Source organism: Fusibacter ferrireducens, from assembly GCF_015352425.1.
Lineage (GTDB): Bacteria > Bacillota > Clostridia > Peptostreptococcales > Acidaminobacteraceae > Fusibacter_A > Fusibacter_A ferrireducens.
In genome coordinates, this window is sequence record NZ_JADKNH010000010.1 from 12,852 (window position 1) to 31,492 (window position 18,641).

The 18,641-nt window shown below is 38.5% G+C and carries 15 protein-coding genes; all 15 read right to left on the reverse strand.

Features of this window, described 5'->3' with window-relative positions; all coding sequences use genetic code 11:
- Positions 1-7: 7 nt before the first annotated feature.
- Positions 8-613, reverse strand: a complete 606-nt coding sequence (gene purN, locus ISU02_RS15965) for a phosphoribosylglycinamide formyltransferase (protein ID WP_194702850.1) — start codon at positions 611-613, stop codon at positions 8-10.
- A complete protein-coding gene (gene purM / locus ISU02_RS15970) occupies positions 601-1,641 on the reverse strand; it encodes a phosphoribosylformylglycinamidine cyclo-ligase (protein ID WP_194702851.1) in 1,041 nt (346 codons plus the stop codon). Before purM ends, purN begins: the two co-directional genes overlap by 13 nt.
- Positions 1,642-1,724: 83 nt before the next feature.
- Positions 1,725-3,140 carry an amidophosphoribosyltransferase gene (gene purF / locus ISU02_RS15975; protein WP_194702852.1) on the reverse strand — a complete coding sequence of 472 codons (1,416 nt, stop codon included), beginning with the start codon at positions 3,138-3,140 and terminating at the stop codon, positions 1,725-1,727.
- A gap of 22 nt (positions 3,141-3,162) precedes the next feature.
- On the reverse strand, positions 3,163-3,867 hold the full coding sequence (gene purC / locus ISU02_RS15980) for a phosphoribosylaminoimidazolesuccinocarboxamide synthase (protein ID WP_194702853.1): 705 nt from the start codon (positions 3,865-3,867) through the stop codon (positions 3,163-3,165).
- Between the two features lie 132 nt (positions 3,868-3,999).
- The gene (purE, locus tag ISU02_RS15985; protein WP_194702854.1) at positions 4,000-4,485 is read right to left on the reverse strand and encodes a 5-(carboxyamino)imidazole ribonucleotide mutase; all 486 of its coding nucleotides are present in this window, start codon (positions 4,483-4,485) and stop codon (positions 4,000-4,002) included.
- Positions 4,486-4,868: 383 nt separating this feature from the next.
- Positions 4,869-6,914 (reverse strand): sensor histidine kinase, encoded by a 2,046-nt coding sequence (locus ISU02_RS15990; protein ID WP_194702855.1) that lies wholly within the window; start codon positions 6,912-6,914, stop codon positions 4,869-4,871.
- Positions 6,886-7,593 carry a response regulator transcription factor gene (locus tag ISU02_RS15995; RefSeq protein WP_194702856.1) on the reverse strand — a complete coding sequence of 236 codons (708 nt, stop codon included), beginning with the start codon at positions 7,591-7,593 and terminating at the stop codon, positions 6,886-6,888. Before ISU02_RS15995 ends, ISU02_RS15990 begins: the two co-directional genes overlap by 29 nt.
- A 415-nt stretch (positions 7,594-8,008) precedes the next feature.
- Complete coding sequence (locus tag ISU02_RS16000) at positions 8,009-8,998, reverse strand: aldose epimerase family protein (RefSeq protein WP_194702857.1); 990 nt, start codon at positions 8,996-8,998, stop codon at positions 8,009-8,011.
- 42 nt (positions 8,999-9,040) lie between these two features.
- Complete coding sequence (locus ISU02_RS16005) at positions 9,041-10,606, reverse strand: UDP-glucose--hexose-1-phosphate uridylyltransferase (protein ID WP_194702858.1); 1,566 nt, start codon at positions 10,604-10,606, stop codon at positions 9,041-9,043.
- Positions 10,593-11,801 carry a galactokinase gene (locus ISU02_RS16010; protein WP_194702859.1) on the reverse strand — a complete coding sequence of 403 codons (1,209 nt, stop codon included), beginning with the start codon at positions 11,799-11,801 and terminating at the stop codon, positions 10,593-10,595. Before ISU02_RS16010 ends, ISU02_RS16005 begins: the two co-directional genes overlap by 14 nt.
- A gap of 16 nt (positions 11,802-11,817) precedes the next feature.
- On the reverse strand, positions 11,818-12,798 hold the full coding sequence (gene galE / locus ISU02_RS16015) for a UDP-glucose 4-epimerase GalE (RefSeq protein WP_194702860.1): 981 nt from the start codon (positions 12,796-12,798) through the stop codon (positions 11,818-11,820).
- 245 nt (positions 12,799-13,043) lie between these two features.
- Positions 13,044-13,823 carry a TIGR03915 family putative DNA repair protein gene (locus ISU02_RS16020; protein ID WP_194702861.1) on the reverse strand — a complete coding sequence of 260 codons (780 nt, stop codon included), beginning with the start codon at positions 13,821-13,823 and terminating at the stop codon, positions 13,044-13,046.
- Positions 13,807-15,096 carry a putative DNA modification/repair radical SAM protein gene (locus ISU02_RS16025; RefSeq protein WP_194702862.1) on the reverse strand — a complete coding sequence of 430 codons (1,290 nt, stop codon included), beginning with the start codon at positions 15,094-15,096 and terminating at the stop codon, positions 13,807-13,809. The genes ISU02_RS16020 and ISU02_RS16025 overlap by 17 nt, the downstream gene beginning before the upstream one ends.
- A gap of 17 nt (positions 15,097-15,113) precedes the next feature.
- Positions 15,114-15,686, reverse strand: coding sequence for an HD domain-containing protein (locus ISU02_RS16030; RefSeq protein WP_228727852.1), 573 nt, complete (start codon positions 15,684-15,686; stop codon positions 15,114-15,116).
- A 244-nt stretch (positions 15,687-15,930) separates the two neighbouring features.
- Positions 15,931-18,429: a stalk domain-containing protein gene (locus tag ISU02_RS16035; protein WP_194702863.1), complete on the reverse strand. Its 2,499-nt coding sequence runs from the start codon at positions 18,427-18,429 to the stop codon at positions 15,931-15,933.
- Between the last annotated feature and the right edge of the window lie 212 nt (positions 18,430-18,641).

Consider the following 18,641-nt stretch of genomic DNA (forward strand, 5'->3'; position numbering starts at 1 on the left):
CTGCCTCCTAAAGACCAATTTTCACTTGTCCCATTTGTATCGCCTTAATGGTACCCACCATAAGACGATGTTCCACCTCTAATACACGTGCAGCTAAAGTTTTAGCGGTATCATCAGCCATTACGCTTACGCGTTCCTGTCTAATGATCTCCCCTGTATCCACACCTTCGTCTACAAAGTGCGTCGTTGCGCCAGATTCCTTTTCCTGATTGAGAATCACGGCTTCATGCACATGCTCGCCATAAAACCCCTCACCGCAGTATTTGGGAATCAGTGAAGGGTGAATGTTGATAATTCTTTTTTCAAATTGCTTGATAATTTTGGGAGATAAAATACTCAAATAACCTGCTAAGACGACGAGATCAACCGCTTCATTTACAAGCAAATTCAGTAAGGCTTCATGTCTTGCTGAGATATCTTTATAATTGCCAATGCCAATATAAGCCGTCTTGATGTTATGTTTCTGAGCTCGCTCAAGGCCAAATGCATTTTTGCGATTTGAAATCACCACTTTGATTTCTGCATCAAGTTCATGGCTTTCAATAGCGTCTATAATTGCTTGCAGATTTGAGCCGCCGCCGGATATTAGAACGGCTAGTTTTAGCCTTGACATAACTGAACTCCTTCATGCTGATCTGTAACGGTTCCCATGACATAGCCCTTCTCTCCAAGTGATTCTAAAAGTGCCAAAGTTGAAGCTTCATCTTCCTTTGAAACCACCAAAATATAGCCAATACCCATATTGAAAGTTGCAAACATCTCTTCTAAATCAATGTTGCCCTGCTCCATCATATAGTTGAAAACAGGCAGAATTGGCCAAGTGCCTAATTGAATGTCAACCCCAAATCCTTTAGGTATGATTCTTGGAATATTTTCGAAAAATCCCCCGCCAGTCATGTGGACCATTCCTTTAACGGTTGTTTTTTCAAGGACTTTCAAAACGCTTTTAACGTATATCTTCGTAGGTTCTATCAGAACATTGCCAAGTGTATCTCCTAGTGCCTCTATATAATCATCCAATTTTAAATTCAGTTTGTCAAAAAAAAGTTTTCTCACAAGGCTGTAGCCATTCGAATGAATGCCAGATGAAGCCAATCCAATGAGCACATCCTCAGATTTGATATCCGCGCCTGTGATGATTTTAGACTCATCCACAACGCCCACAGCAAACCCTGCCATATCGTACTCACCCGCTTGATAAAATCCTGGCATTTCAGCGGTTTCACCACCCAACAACGGCATTGCGGATAATTTACAACCGTCTGTGATCCCTTTGACAAGCGCCGCCGCTTTTTCAGCCTCCAGATGACCCGTTGCCAAATAATCGAGGAAAAATAAAGGGGTTGCACCCTGGCACAAAATATCATTTACACACATTGCCACTAAGTCTTGACCTACTGTATCGTGCTTATCCATCATAAATGCGATTTTAAGTTTAGTGCCCACACCGTCTGTTCCCGCCACGAGAACTGGACTTTCAAACTGGCCGCTCAACCTCAACAAACCGCCAAAACTTCCAAGATCACCAATAACATCATCATTAAAGGTTTCTTTAACATGTTTCTTCATCAACTCAACAGCTCTTGCGCCTTCTTTTACATCAACGCCAGCCTCTTGATAAGTCAATTTATTATCACTCATCATAAACTCCTTTATCCATTAAGATCCTTTGACTTTAAAAGCAATCACTCGAAATTAATCACTTGAGAAAGCATTTAAGCTTTTTAACATTTTTCAAACATGTTTTTGTCGCCTTCTTTTGGCACATCCATTGGATAGTCGCCATTAAAGCAAGCTGTGCACAATTCATTTTTCTTCATGCCAATGGATTCAACAAGACCTTCAACGCTCAGATAAGCTAAACTATCCGCTTCAGTCATTTCCCTTATCTGCTCAATTGTATGCGTTGCGCCAATAAGTTGCGCACGATTTGGCGTATCAATGCCAAAGTAGCATGAATGTGATACAGGTGGTGAACTCACTCGAATATGAACTTCTGTAGCACCCGCTTCTTTGAGCATATTGACAAGTCTTCTGCTCGTTGTCCCCCTCACGATGGAATCGTCAATGAGAATCAATCTTTTACCTTCTATATTTTCTCGCATGGTATTCAGCTTTAATCTCACTGCGAGCTCTCTTGACTTCTGATCGGGTTGAATAAAAGTTCTCCCCATATATTTATTTTTGATTAGACCGATATCAAAGGGAATACCCGATTCTTCAGCATAACCAATGGCAGCTGCAATGCCCGAATCCGGTACTGCAATCACCATGTCCGCTTCAACGGGGCTCTCCTGAGCTAAAATCTTACCTGCTTTTTTACGCGTGATAAAGACATTTTTACCATCGATGATACTATCAGGTCTTGCAAAGTAAACGTATTCAAAACAGCAAACCGCTTTGCGTTTTGTCTCATCATACATAATAGACTCTATGCCATTTTCATCGATTACAACGATTTCACCCGGTTCAATATCCCTTATAAATTCAGCGCCAACGACATCATGGGCACAGGTTTCTGATGCGAGTACGTACCCATTGTCCATTTTTGCAAGTGACAGTGGACGCAAACCGTGTGGATCTCTGACGCCAACAAGCATGTTATCAATGATAACCACCAGTGCAAACGATCCTCTGATTTCTTTTACAGCTTCTATTACAGCTTCTCTCATACCTAAGTGATAATTCTTGGCAATCAAATTGGCAATGACTTCCGAATCGATTGAAGTTTGGAAGATAGAACCCTCATCTTCAAGTCGATCTCTAATCTCACCTGCATTGACTAAATTGCCATTGTGTGCAAGGGCAATACTCCCCCCTTTATATCTCACCACAAGCGGCTGTGCATTGGAGACATAGCTTTCGCCAGTAGTGGAATATCTGACGTGTCCAATGCCAATATCTGCAGGCAATCGATCTAATATTTCACTGGAAAAAACTTCTTGAACGAGCCCCATTTCTTTATAATACTGCATTTTTCTATCTTTAAGCACTGCAATGCCGGCACTTTCTTGTCCTCTATGTTGAAGCGCAATCAGTCCAAAACACAGCATTTGCGAAATATTTTCCACACCAGGTGCATATACCCCAATAACACCACACTCTTCTTTCAATTTATCGAGTTCTAAAAAATCAGTCATTTCATCCTCCTCATGACAGAGACTATTTTTCAAGTCTACCAAGTACCTGCTGATAGGTATCTTCTACATTACCTAAGTCTCTTCTAAAACGGTCCTTATCCATTTTCTCATTTGTATGAGCATCCCAGAGACGACAAGTATCCGGGCTGATCTCATCTGCCAAAATCACTTCATCTTTAAAAACGCCAAATTCGAGTTTAAAATCAATCAATTTGAGATCTCTTTCAAGGAAAAATGCTTTTAAAATATCGTTTATTTGGAATGAGTACGCTTTTATTTTTTCCACTTGCGCTTCTGTGGCAAGCTCAATTGCAGCGATGTGGTACTCATTGATCATTGGATCTCCCAGTTCATCATCTTTATAACAAAACTCTAGAACCGTTTGTTTCATTGGAACGCCCTCTTCAAGACCTAATCGCTTAGAAAGAGAACCTGCTGCAACATTTCTCACAATAACTTCAAGCGGTAATATTTTAACGGCTTTTACATACTGTTCGCGATCGTTTATCAATGTTTCAAAATGTGTTGGAATGCCCTTTTCTTCAAGCATTTTAAAGAGCAATGCACTCATTTTATTGTTGACGATACCCTTGTCGTGAATTGTGCCTTTTTTTACCCCATTAAATGCCGTCGCATCATCTTTGTACTCTACTATATAGTAATCTGCATTTTCTGTTTTATAAACTTTTTTTGCTTTGCCTTCATATAACATTTCTAATTTTTCCATCTTTATCCTCCAAGTTTTAATGATCCAATGATCTTATTTTTATCTCCATCCAATCTGATAACAGGCTTTCTCTAGCATTTATTTCATGAATTCTACTCATCTCTCATGACTTCTGCTCATCTCTGAAAAAATCTAATAGCGCGCTTGAATTGCCGCATCTTTTTCAATGACTTGATCTGCCATAGTAAGTCTATATGCTTTCATTTTTTCTCTTAATTCTGAATATTTAATAGATAACATTTGGATTGCCAACAGTGCCGCATTTTCTGCACCATTGATAGCAACTGTTGCCACAGGAATTCCACTTGGCATCTGTACAATAGACAGCAATGAATCCAGGCCATCCATTGTGGACGATTTAATGGGCAATCCGATAACCGGTAATGGTGTTACACCAGCTATAACCCCTGGTAAATGCGCCGCCTTTCCCGCTGCACCAATAATCACTTCAAATCCATTTGCCTCTGCTTCCATTGCAAAAGCGACTGCCAAATGCGGTGTTCTATGAGCAGATAAAACTCTTGCCACAACCTCAACATCAAAACGCTTTAAAATCTGAATGCTCTTTTCAACCACTTGAAAATCTGAGTCACTGCCCATTATAATTGCTACCTTCATCTTCTCCTCCAATTCCTAAACATTTCGTGATTGCCTTTTTCACGATTAATATTAATACTATATCTCATGTGTTTATATATCATGCGTTTAAAAAAACCTTCTAACTTTCGTTAAAAGGTTTTAGACATACTAATTGAACCAATCTTGAAATTGGCCTTGAACGTCAATCTGATTTAATTTATCCAATTGATTTAAAAGTTTCACGTTTCCTGCCTCCTAAATCCGAATAATTTATTCAATGTTACCATATATTATTCGTTCAGATTCATCATATAAAAATATCCCCTTGACGTCAAGGGGATAACGAATTATTTAATTATATTTTTTTTAAATATTCACTTTTACTATTAGGAACACTAATATTTTCTATTAGTTCTTCTACTTTACACTGGATTTTGATGATTTTTACAAACATTTAACTTTAAAGTCACTTTGAACAAATCACCGTCAACAACGATGTCCAACTGTCCATTTTGAAGCTTCATAAGATCACCTGCTATGGCAAGGCCGAGTCCAAATCCCTCCTGTGTCCTAGAGACATCGCCTCTGACAAATCTCTCCATAAGGCCATCATTACCCTCTAAAAGCATCTCTTTGGATATATTTTTAAATGCCACAGTAACAAATTTTTCCTTATCTTCAACGATGATATATACTCTAGAATCAGGCAATGTGTATTTTGTGATATTAGATATCAAGTTTTGAACGACACGCCAGAGCTTTAGGGAGTCCGCTTCCACATAAATAGGCGTGCTCAGTTCCGTAGTGATCAGCTTCAATTTTTGATTTTTCATATCCTCTTCAAATTCACCGAGAACTTGTTGAATTAATTGGTTAATGTCCAAAGATTCCAGATGAATCTCCACATTACCCGAGCTCACTTTGCTCACTTCGAGCACATCTTCAATTAGCCGTTTTAAGACGCCTGCTTTCTCATCAATTACTTGAATATATTTTACAGTTTCCTCATCTTCTATTGCCTTATTTTTAAGTAGAGAAGTATAGTTTACAATTGCAGTAAGGGGTGTCTTGAGATCGTGAGACACATTGGTTATAAGTTCTGTCTTTAAACGTTCACCTTTTATAGCTTCTTGGATAGCCTCTTTTAGATTTTGTTGAAGACCATTAACTTGACTTGCAAAGTTATAAAACAGAGGTGAAATGGATTCTGAATCAATAGGTGCCGAAACATCACCTTCAGAAACATATTGCATGATGATTTGAAGACTTTGAAGATTCCTATAGACTAAATAGAAACATGCCGCATTAAATACACCTACAAGTACAAGGCCAAAGAACTCTAATCTCATAAGACCCATCCCAAGCACATAGTTGACAAACCCATAAATGGCAATGTAAATGAGTACGCGTCGTCTAAACGTTTTACTGCGTGATAAACTTTTAAAAATCTTGGTGACAAAAGTCCATCCTTTTTTCAAACCCATATAAAACAATGTATTTCTAAAAAAATTGCCCCTTGATATATCTTTTATTAGAGAAAGAGTAAATTGCAAGCCTATAAATAACCATAGAAATAAAATCGCTATGATTGTAATTTCTAACCATCTATCACTTTGTTGTTCCACTATAACGAAGGGTTCAAAAGTAAATTCCCACATAATATCACTCATAAAAGATAATGATATCAATATCAGGATACTCTTTAAATCATTTGGGATATAATCTGAAATATTTTTTTTAGAGTTTTCTGTTGTGATTAAACTAACGACCAAGTAGATAAACAAGAATATACCTAAAATCACCACGCCCACTATGCCGACATAGATACTGCTCCTGTTCTCTAAAAAAGGGGCAACTGCCTCATATTTATGTGCCAAGGCTTTAAAAATATCATTTTGACCAACTGTATCCTGTAGTACAAATACGCCTTCCCAATTTCCCATATCTTTTGCAGCATTTAACATGCCGCTTCTAGAATAACTTTCATGGTAGATAATCTTGCCATCACTCACTTCAGTTGCCTCTATCTTAGAGGCATTCATTATCAAACGAAAATTGTACTTTGATAGATTTTCCTTATTATTTAAGTCCATTAAGTTGCTATACCGTTCACCTGTGTCCTTGTTTTGAATGTAATATTTGAAACTTGGCGACTCTGATAGGTTCGACTGAATTTGATACCACCTTGAAATATTTTCATTGTAGTCATAAGACGGGTCTTCTGCTGCGCTTCTTTCAATGTTTTCTTTGGAAAGTAAAACGAGTTCCTTTTCAATCACATTGTGAACACGCCTTTGAAATTCATGACGGAATTCATCTGATTCATATAAGCCTGAATAATAAGTATTTTCATAATCGCTAATGAAAATTAAGCTCAAGATTACCACAAGTACCAATATGGCCAATATAATTTTAACGACTGTTTGCGTCAATGCACTTTTAACGAATGTCTTCAATTTTGTAGCCAATGCCCCACACCACCTTTAAGTATTTTGGATTTTTAGGATCGATTTCTATTTTTTCTCTTATGCGTCTAATATGGACTGCTATCGTATTGTCAGCGGCAATTGCATGATCTTTCCAAACATTTTCATAGATTTCATTGATAGCATATACTCTCCCCTTGTTTTTTAACAGGAGTTCCAGTATCCCGAATTCTGTGGCCGTAAGTGATACGATCTCATCATCCACTGTGACTTCTTTTTTAACAGAGTCCATGAACAGTTCTCCAGTTTTATAGGTGTGCTCACCTGAACTTATTATCTGACTCTGCCCGCCAAACTTGGTGTAACGCCTCACTTGAGACCTTACTCTGGCAATGAGTTCTAAAGGATTATAGGGTTTAGTCAAATAATCGTCGGCACCTAAGTTGAGCCCCATAATTTTATCTAAATCTTCCGACTTTGCAGTTACCATAATAATTGGAAAATTGTACTCCAATCTCGCCTTTCTCATGACCTCAAAACCATCCATTTCAGGCATCATAATATCGAGGAGAAGTAAGTGAATTTCACTGGACTCTATGTATTGTAGAGCTTCTTTCCCGTTATGGGCTTTGAGAACATGATAGCCTTCATTTGATAAAAAAATTTCTACTGAGTCGACAATGGCCACGTCATCATCACAAATCAATACAGTATGTTTCATCTCTTTCCCCCTTGTTTATTGCTGTTGTGCACTCTAGAGATATCATACCAAAATATTATGACAAACACCTTCATAAATTTCTTACAAATTTCTTAATATTCAACATGCACTCATATTTCAGGACAACTCTTGTTGAATCCACATAAAAAAGTAACTTTATGTTCATGGATTGCACTACTTAACAATCTGGATCATAAAGTTACTCAAAAAAATGGATGGACTCAATTGCTATCTAGTACAATTTTTATCCGATACAATTTCTATTCAGTTTAGCTTGAATTGAATCTCACTTGGATTCAATCCAACTTTGATTCAATCTAATTCCGGTTCAATCTAATTTCGATTCCATTTAAATGCGAGCTCAATTCCGTTTAAAAACATCTGGCTCATTGGGTGACCAGCGGTTTCCCAGAAGCTACGCCTCCACATCAAATTTGATACGCGTTTCACTTAAGTAAGTATCCTCTGCATCAAGTACATAAATTTGATTGGGATAGCCCTGTGTTTCAAAACAAATGCCTCGATGTGTTTTAAACGGACCATTATTGGAATAGATCACAACCGCTTCTTGATTGGTGCTAATGCTCATGACGCGGCCAGATTTAGGATCTTTGTAGACCACATCAGGCATGCTCTCATCGACTTTGTGTTCTATGCAAAAAGGGTGATCCAAACCTTTTGTCAATGCCTTTTGAAGCGCGCTACTCTTCGTAAAATCAAAATCAGAATCCCGACAGCTCACTAACTCTTCAACAGGTAAACTGTGCGCATCAATTGCCTTATAATACGCCGCATTGACAAACAATTCCTGTTCTCCAATTTCATCCAACGCCGCCCCAGACAAGTTATAGTAATTGTGGTTGGTAAGGTTCAGCGTGCAGCTCCTATCCGTTTCAGCCCTATAGATAATCTCCAATGTATTCTCATTATTCAGCCTATAGATCGCTTTAATGTCAATATTTCCTGGAAAACCATCTTCTAAGTGCATATGGTGCGTTTTGAGAATGATTTCTTCGAACTCACATGTGGCTTGAAAGGATTCGATCTGCCAAATCTTAGTGTGTAGCCCATTTGGCCCACCATGAAGGCAATTGATATCATTATTGACAGGCACTTTATAGGCAACGTCATCTATGATAAATTCGCCATCTCTTATGCGCCCAGCGGTCAGCCCTATATTGGCATTTAAATAATATGGATTCTCAATATAATCCTCAATTTGATCATATGCTAGCAAGATGTTCTCTCGTTTTCCATTTCGATCTGGCGTCATAATACTTAAAAGAATGCCCCCATATGTCAGCAATTCCACTGAAATATTATTTTGATTTTTTAGTTTTATGCGGTGAATCTCTTTGCCTAACCGTTCGCTTAATTTTTCTTCTTTTACAATTTCTACACTCATACGATTGCCTCCCTCTAACCATAATCTAAAATCAACTTATCTTTATAGCGCACAACCTTCTTTTAAGAAAGTTAACACGCCTTCAAAATTGTCTTTATAAACACCTGCATCCATTAAGACTAGAGCAAATTTTTGTCCAATTTGATCTTTTAGATAATTTGATATTGCAAGGCGCCTTTCATGGACATTCTGATTTCGCTCCGTAACAAGCCCGTCTATTTCAGGCTTCAATTGCGCCAACCATGCCGCATGCTTTTCAATTTCAGGATGGGCACTACAAATTTTAAGGTCGAGATTACCCGCTTCTATCGTCAGGTTGATAATCTCATCCATTTCATGAATCAATCGACTTGGCAAAACTGCAAGTCCCATGACTTCAATCAATCCAATATTTTCTCGCTTTATATGATGATGTACTCTATGCGGATGGAAAAGTCCCTCTGGATGCGCCGAAGTCTTTCTATTATTTCTAAGTGCCAGGTACATTTCATATTGACCGTCTTTTTGCCTCAAAATAGGCGTAATGGTGTTATGACGTTCATCCGTATATGCGATCAAATCTACATTTTCATCGCTATAATCTATCCATGATCTTAAAATGTGATCTGATAATGCAATGAGTTCGTCTCTTGATTTAGAACACACTTTGAGCACGGACAATGGCCACTCCAGCACCTCAACCGTCACAGTTGGATAACCTTTGGGGCTAAACATATGCACGGTTTTAGCACGCATCATCGGCATTTCATAACATCCCGCTTGATAGTGATCATGTGAGAGAATGGAACCCCCAACTGTGTGCAAATCTGCATTTGAACCAATAAAATAATGTGGCATTAAGTCCACAAAATCACAGAGCCTAATGAAAGTGTGTCTATCTATCTTCATATTTCGATGTTCATGGCAAAGTACAATGGCATGCTCATTATAATAAACATATGGTGAATATTGAAAATACCACGTCTCACCATCCAAGTTCATCTCCACAAGGCGATGATTCTGTCTAGCAGGGTGGTTAACGGTTCCCTGATAGCCTGCATTTTCAACGCATAAAAGACATTTTGGATAGTCTGATGCCGCTACATTCTTTTGAAGTGCAATCTCCTTGGGATCTTTCTCAGGTTTAGATAAATTAATGGTGATATCCAATACCCCATAGGGAGAAGGGGTTTTCCAAGTGACATTCTTGGATACTCTGTCCATCCGAATATATGTGGATGCATTAGATAATGCGTAAAAAAACTTGGACGCCTCCACAGGGGACACTTTATGCTTTTCATAGAATAGCCGATTGACTTCTGACATTCTCGGCATGAGTTTAGACATAATTTCTGCTTGAAAACATTCGATTTCATATAAGAATTCCAGAGAACGTCCAAGCTCTTTTGCATCCTCTGTGATCAAATCCAAAAGTTTATAAATTTCAAACGGATCGTCAAAAGAAGTCACTGTATCCTCTTGAGTCACAATGCCTATCTTGTCCAAATCCGTTTCTATACCGAGCAATTTCCAGAGTTCATTTCGGACCACAAAACAGTCGATCTCTTGAATCAATTCATGAACAATCCCGTATTGAATTAACGTCTCTATATGTTCAAAAGCTTTCATGTACCACTCCTGCACCATCTGCAATTTCCGCTATATAAAAAGTTGCCTTGAGACCTGTCTTAACATTATAAGATCTCCCGACTTTCTCCATATAGTAATCACATTTATCTTTTTCAACTAGGGCAATCGCACAACCGCCAAACCCTGCACCTGTCATTCTTGCACCTAAAACACCGCGCATATTTCGACTTAAATCTACAATGATGTCGAGTTCTTTACAACTCACCTGAAAGTAGTTTTTCAAGGATTCATGAGAACTGTACATCCATTCGCCAAATGCTATGAGATTGCCATTGCTCAGTGCTTTTTTACTTTCATGCACTCTGAAGTTCTCAACCACCGAATGATAGGCTCTTTTGTAAACGGTGTCTTCATTCAAAAGTGGCGCAACGTCTAAAAATTCTACTGGGGTAAGATCACAGAGGTATTGAATGGTTCTCTGGTCAAATCCCTTCTGAATGATCTCAAGAGCAACTTCACATTCACGCCTTCTCATATTGTACTCTGAATCCACAAGCCCACGCTTTTTATTGGTGTTGATGATCATCAAGCGATAGTCCTTTAATGCAGCGGGTATGAGTTCGTATTCCAAGGTGTCACAATTGAGAAAAATCGCATGATCTTTCACCCCGTGAGCAACAGAAAATTGATCCATGATGCCACAATTCATGCCATTGAATTCGTTTTCAGATTTCTGGCATAAAAGTGCAAGTTCTGTTTTAGTAAATCCAAAAGAGAGATAGTCGTTGATGATGGTTGCCGTTAAGACTTCAATCGACGCAGAAGATGAAAGCCCTGCACCATTGGGTAAATCACCATAAAACAGGATATTAAATCCCTGATCAATAACATGACCCCTTTTTATAAATTCATTAAACACACCCATAGGATAGTTTGCCCAATCCATTTCTGGCTTGTTTTCAATCTGATCTAGTTCAAAAGACAATATACCCATTTCTTCAAAGTTCAACGACATAATTTTGACTGTCTGATCGGTTCTTCTGGAAACCACCGCATAAGTTCCGAGATTAATCGCACAGGGCAGAACCATCCCCCCACTATAATCGATATGCTCACCAATCAAATTGACGCGTCCAGGTGAAAAGTAAGTCTTAACTGCCACCTGTTTTTTAGATTCCATAAGCTCTGCTCTATAGAGATTATAGAAATTATTTTTTAATGTGCTCAGTTCCATTCAATCACCTCTACCTTTAATAGCCATTTGGTTTATTGATATGAAAACGCCAAGCGTCTTCAATTATTTCTCTGACATTCGTATGCTTTGGTTCCCATTTTAAAATAGCCTTGGCCTTTTCAGGCGATGCAATAAGGACCGATGGGTCACCGCTCCGCCTTGGCGCTATTAGTGTTTTAATAGGCTTTCCAGTAACTTCTTCTGCCACTTCTATAACCTCTTTCACAGAAAAACCGGATCCACTGCCAAGATTAAAGATGTTGCTTTCATTGCCAGCTCTGAGATAATTAAGCGCTAATAAATGTGCGTGAATCAGATCAATCACATGAATATAATCTCGAATACAAGTCCCATCTTTTGTGGGATAATCATCACCATAGATGGAAATAGCCTCTCTCTTACCCAGCGGCACTTGCAAGACAAGCGGAATGAGATGTGTCTCAACGGTATGAGCTTCGCCTATATCACCTGATTTATCTGCACCCGCAACATTGAAATAGCGTAATGATACAAATTTGATGCCATGTGCAGCATCAGACCACTTAAACATTTTTTCCATCATGAGCTTGGATTCCCCATATGGATTTGTTGGGAGCGTTTCACTCTCTTCTGTGATCGGAACAATTTTAGGCTCGCCATAAACAGCAGCCGTCGATGAAAAAATAATCTTCTTAACATCATGATCTCTCATGACCTTTAACAATACATTTGCACCATAAACATTGTTTTCAAAATATTTTAGCGGATTTTCACAGGACTCACCCACAAGTGAATTGGCACTAAAATGTAAAATAGCCTCAATATCATGCGCTTCAAAAACAGCGGTAAGCGCTTCTTCATCTCGAATATCAACTTGATAAAAGATGGCCTTTTTATTTACCGATGCCAAATGACCTGTTTCCAGATTATCCACAACGACGACGGATTCTCCACTTTCAATCAATATTTTAACCGCATGGCTACCAATGTAACCTGCACCACCTAAAACTAAGATCATACATTCACTCCTCATATCTTGTATTTTATTGCTTAAATCTAATTTCAGTATTACTAATGTCCATCTAACTTCATGTTCATTTAATTTCGGAATAGCCTATCTAAAAATATCATATCATAACTAAAATTTAATTCAATACGGCAAAGTAAATATTTATCTGATTTTAAATAAATATTTACTTAGGTTTAAAAAAGCCAATTAACTTGAATTGGAGTTAATTGGCTTTTGGGAATGGGGATATGAATTTAATTTCTGGTGGTGTCTGCTTCACGAGGTTTTAACACAAACGTTTTTTCCGTTAAGAACTTCCAATATTTTTGTGGCATGAAGTTCCTTTGGCACTTGGGATTCTTTCTTTCTGCTATGGCGATATGATCGAAATAGCGCTTCCAGAGTTCCTGATATTTCGCCTCCTCTTTGGAAAATTGGAGTTGTTCAAAGGCATCAATGGGCTGTAAAAACCATTTTTGACCATCGTAGAAAGCGCCAATGCCCCTTTTGGTATCGTGAATCACCCACAGTTGATCTTTTAAACGCTCAGCAAAATGAGGGGCTATTATCCCCGTCAGATCATAAGTGGGCTCATATTGCGCATAAAAGATGTCCTTGTCCAGCTGTGCAAATCTCAATATGCCAAGCATTAGATGGGACTCCCGCACAACGGATCGATAGAGTTTATAAATGTTAAAAATGGCGTCATCGCTTAAACAAGTGATTGCATTGCCACCCAGTTTATAAGCTCTTTTCAGAAATTTAAAGAGAAGCGTCCCATAGTCCGATGATTCATAGAGATAACTGTAAAGAACGACTTTAAATCCCTCTTCTCCAAATGTATCCATGATAGATTTTGCCACTTTATAGGCCTGATCACGATCGCTTACTACGATCTCATAAGAGCACCAAAGATTCATCTGGTAAGTCTTCGCATCTAAAAGCTGGTCCGTTTCTATACGAGCACGATTATGAAACATCTGGTAAATACCTGTCAAGGCGCCTTCGAAACTGCCATCATGTAAGTAATCCATAAGTTTCTCCCTCTATTGCATGGTTGGGTGTCGTTATGCCAAATGCCTCAGGATACAAATCACTGAGGCTCATCTGGCTTTGCTTGGGTTTATCCAGCAACATTTGTTTTAATCTAAGCGGTTCTAAATCACCTGCGCCGAAGTATTGCCCTTTGCATGTGATAAAGTATTTTGCACGCTTTAAGACCACACCCATTTTTTTAAGAGACTCATATGAGACAAGTCCAAATCGTCTTGCAGCCATAATGCGTCTTGCAGAGGTATTTCCAATGCCCGGTATTCTGAGCAATTCTAAAAAGCTCACTTGATTGACTTCCATGGGAAACAGATGCAAATTGCGAAGTGCCCACTGGCATTTGGGGTCCACCAGCATATCCAAATTCGGATGTGCTTCATTGACGATTTCATCTGCCTTGAACCCATAAAAACGCAAGAGCCAGTCCGCTTGATAAATGCGATGTTCTCTTTGAAGGGGTGGCACTTTATGTGGCACGATATCCGGATGATTGTTCACCGGTACATAGGCAGAATAGTAGACCCTTTTAAGTGACATTTTATTATAGAGCGCCTCTGATAGCTTGACAATGTGATAATCTGTCTCATTTGTGGACCCTACTATGAGTTGTGTCGACTGACCAGCAGGGACAAATAGTGCTTTATTGCGCTTTTCATATTTATGCTGATCAATTTGGTCTTTGATCAGTTTCATAGGGCTCAATATGGATTGGCGATCCTTTTGAGGGGCCAATAATTTGAGACCATTGGTGGTGGGCAATTCAATATTGATGCTTAAGCGATCTGCGTAGAGCCCAGCTTCCCTGATGAGCTTTTCATCAGCGCCTGGGATGCCTTTTAGATGAATATAACCTTGAAAGTTCTCTTCTGTTCTCAATCGCTTAGCTACCATTAGAAGTCTTTCCATCGTATAATTCGGATTTCTCGTTACGGCAGAACTCAAGAATAGGCCTTCTATGTAATTGCGTCTGTAAAAGTTGATCGTCAGTGCCACGATCTCTTCTGGTTCAAATTCTGCGCGCGGAAAATCATTCGACAGACGATTGATGCAATACGCACAATCATAGATGCATTTATTAGACATTAAAATTTTAAGGAGTGAGATACATCTGCCGTCATCAGTCCAACTGTGGCAAATCCCTGCTTTAGTTGCATTGCCAAGACCACCTGCATTAGCTCTTTCGCTCCCACTGGATGAGCATGATACATCATATTTCGCAGCATCTGCTAATATTTCAAGTTTTTCAAAGATTTCCATAGCGACCTCCCACCACATCAACCCAATAGATTATAAATCTGTTCTCTCTTATCTTTATAGTAGAGTTTGCTCTTTTCAGACATTTTGTCATAACTCCTGATGAGTTTATTGCGTACAAAATGAACGCCCTCATTTTGATCCATTTTTCTCATGACATATGCCAAATAGAAAAGTGCCGGTAAATTGTCATAATGAGAAATCGCATCTGCATCTGCAACGCAGATTTCTTCTATACTCATCTTGTTCCTAATAACACTGCCTCTATGGTTGAGAATGCATTGCTTCACTTTTTCAATTTTGACTTCTGGATAGTCATATGTGCTCAGTATTGCCTCTGCCATCTGCGCACCATGAATGTGATGTGATTCATATAACGCGTAATCAGTAATACTGGCAATGTCATGCAACCAGCCTGCAATTTCACAGACTTCAATATCCGCATGATATTGCTTTGCCAATTCAACAGCATGCCTTGCAACACTTTCAATATGATCATAGCATCCTTTTCCAAAAAAGTTATTCGGACTTTCGCACCTCATTTTAATATCTGCTTTGATATCCTCTATTAGGTTCATGTGGTTTATGTTCATGTGACTGACCTTCTCATCTCTATTTTTTATTCATAATTTTTATCTTCAGTTCAGAGCTTTTATCTTTTACAAAATAGAACGTGTGTTCTAATTTGATTATATCATATTTTGCTCACTTTACAACCCCTTACAAAGAAGATCCTCAAAATAGAACCCATAAATAGGACAAAAAAATAGAGAATAATGGCATACATCCGTTATTCTCTGCAATGTTCAACACACTCGATAAACCTAGCCTTAATTACTAAGGCATGGCATTCACTGTCACAATATGATATTTAGGGATATAACTCACTTTAAAGTTCAGAGCTTGGCAAATAAACTTTAGGGGCACATAGTTAATGTCCTCATTTTTTATGCCAACGGTTTCTAGATAAACTTCTTTCCCATTGGCTTTGGCATAGGGGTTATCCAGTTGTATCCAGAACACATAACCATTTTTCCCCCCAGTGTACGTTTTATAACTACTATGATAATCGAAGTCTACACCTAATGCCGATAGCAATTCTTCTGCACGGTATAGGCTATTGTTGTTCACCAGTAAAGGTTTACTTTCAAAATGGACGTATTTACCTTGAATAAAGAGTTTTTGAGACTCATTGCCATTAGGCGCGTTTACAAGCGTGAGTTTATGTTTACCCAATGGTGCTTTAACTGTAAAGGATTCTCCATTATACAACACTTCCAGTGATGTCTGAACATCATCAAGCAATATCTCTGTCGGCACGAAATTTATCGTGATCAACCCGTTTCTCTTTTCTTGGTATTCAAGTTCAATTTTATCCGCAGTCGATTTAAACCTTTTAATCTCACCATTGAAATCTAAGATTCTCATATTTTTTTCAAATGTTTCTGCAGGAATCACTTTGAATTCAACATCATGAGTACCACTTGGTATCAGTATAAAATCAGAATTTACAAATGGACTCACTTGCCCATCTATCAACACTTCTTTGTGCTTCATATCACCGAGGTATTTAAATGTATTCTCTGATTGCGTCTTGATATGTCCTGAATTCACTTTTTCAACTTGACTCTTATGCGCCATTACATAAGGCAGCATTTCATAATCATGATCATAGAGTGTATGCGCTGCATATAGACAAACTCTATCTGATAAAGACATGGCATGGGCAATGAGATCATAAAGTTCTAACCCTGTTTGTTTAGCTGTTGGATATAAGTTTTCATAAGCTACTCTTGATCTTTCAACGATATTGATGTCAAATAAAACATCCTTGTCACTGTTCATCTTTCCCTTATAATGCTTTGATATTTCAGAATACCTTGCTGGTCCAAGCGCCCATAGTGTAAAAGGGTCTTCCACGATGTAGAAAAAATCATATTTGTTTTGAAGTTTGATAAAGGCATTGGCATCCACACCTATGTTGTCATACATTTTAGAATCTTTAATGCTTTCAATCTGAGTGACATATATGGAATAAGGTAATCCCCCTTTTTTCAAGAGCTTCACAGAGCTGATAATTTCCTCATTTAAAGCCGTTACAAGGTCTCGCCTGTATTGCAAAAACTGAGTTTTGATAGCATTGTCGCTCTTACTGTGATGATAAGGACTTGATGCATCAAATAATTCAATCGGATCTACACCCGTTTTTGCTTTAAATGCGCTTCGTACATCGTCAGATAAGGGCGTAAAGGTCTCTGGAAACTTAAACCCATCTGGTGACTCAAAATAGAGTTCGGCGATATCGACACCATCCCAATTAAAGGCGCCCAAATAATCTTTTACATATGCTTTTATGGCATCCATGCAAGCCGGATTCTCCATGGCCATTAAATATCGCCACGATACATGTGCGTCTTCCAGTGTTCCTGTTTTTTCTCGCCATTCTGGGTGATCATGCCAAAATTGCTCTGTTACCATGGGAAACTCAAACCATGCATATACCAAAATGCCTTGCCCATTGCAAGCATTGATAAATTTATCATAAAATGTTTTGGTTTTATCTATTTCGTACCATGCACTTAAATGGACCTCAGAAATACCCGCTTTCTTAAACTGTTGAGCAAGTTGTTCTGGATCTTGATCATAATAATAGCCCCAGTCCATATAAACGATCATCTGATCTCTTTTAATTGAAAAATCAAGTGCAAAGGTCTTTGAAACAATTTGCATCATAAAGGGGATTCTATAGTACTGATAGTCCGTCTCATTGACATATGCGCCTACAGTGCTATAGACGAAAGAACCCTTTTGATATTGCCCACTGACCACAACTGGTGTAGATTTGTCACTTGAAAGACAGTGAACGGACAAATCTTTATTGGTGATCATTGGAATGGTCACTTTTTCATCCCAAAAAATATTGACGGTTGGGTGCATCTTGTCTATTAGGCCATCAATCTGCTTTGTATCCGTTCCAAAGTCAACACCCAATTGCCTGCCCAAACTCTGATGTCTTTCTACGATTAATTGCATCCCTGAACCCACTGCTTTCACAATACTTGCTTCAGGGATACAGTGATCCGCCACAGATTGAGTGATTATTAAAATGTCTACATCCGACAACTCAAGTGTACTGAGGTCCTCTTCATGAATGACTTCAACGAGCATTCCAAAATCGGTAAACATCTTTTGGTAACTGCTCTCTTCATTGGCTTTAATCACTTCAACAATTCTGATCACGCTTGTATCCTGTCCATATGTAAATTGAAAAAAGGTACTCGCAATCAAACCCAATAACAAGACTTGAAAAAGGCACTTTTTAGACCAGTTTTTCATGTCGAACCTCCCCTATATATGCGCTATTTTTTCTATGATATTATCCCCTCTATTATATCAAATCTGCCATCTGTATGTACATCATTTTATCTGATATGGAAACATTTGTATCATCTTTCGATGTCTCAAAACGATTTTCGCTGACGCCGCTTTGGGCTCAAATCTTGCATACAACAACATTTGAGCCATCTCCGATGCCTCAAAACGATTTT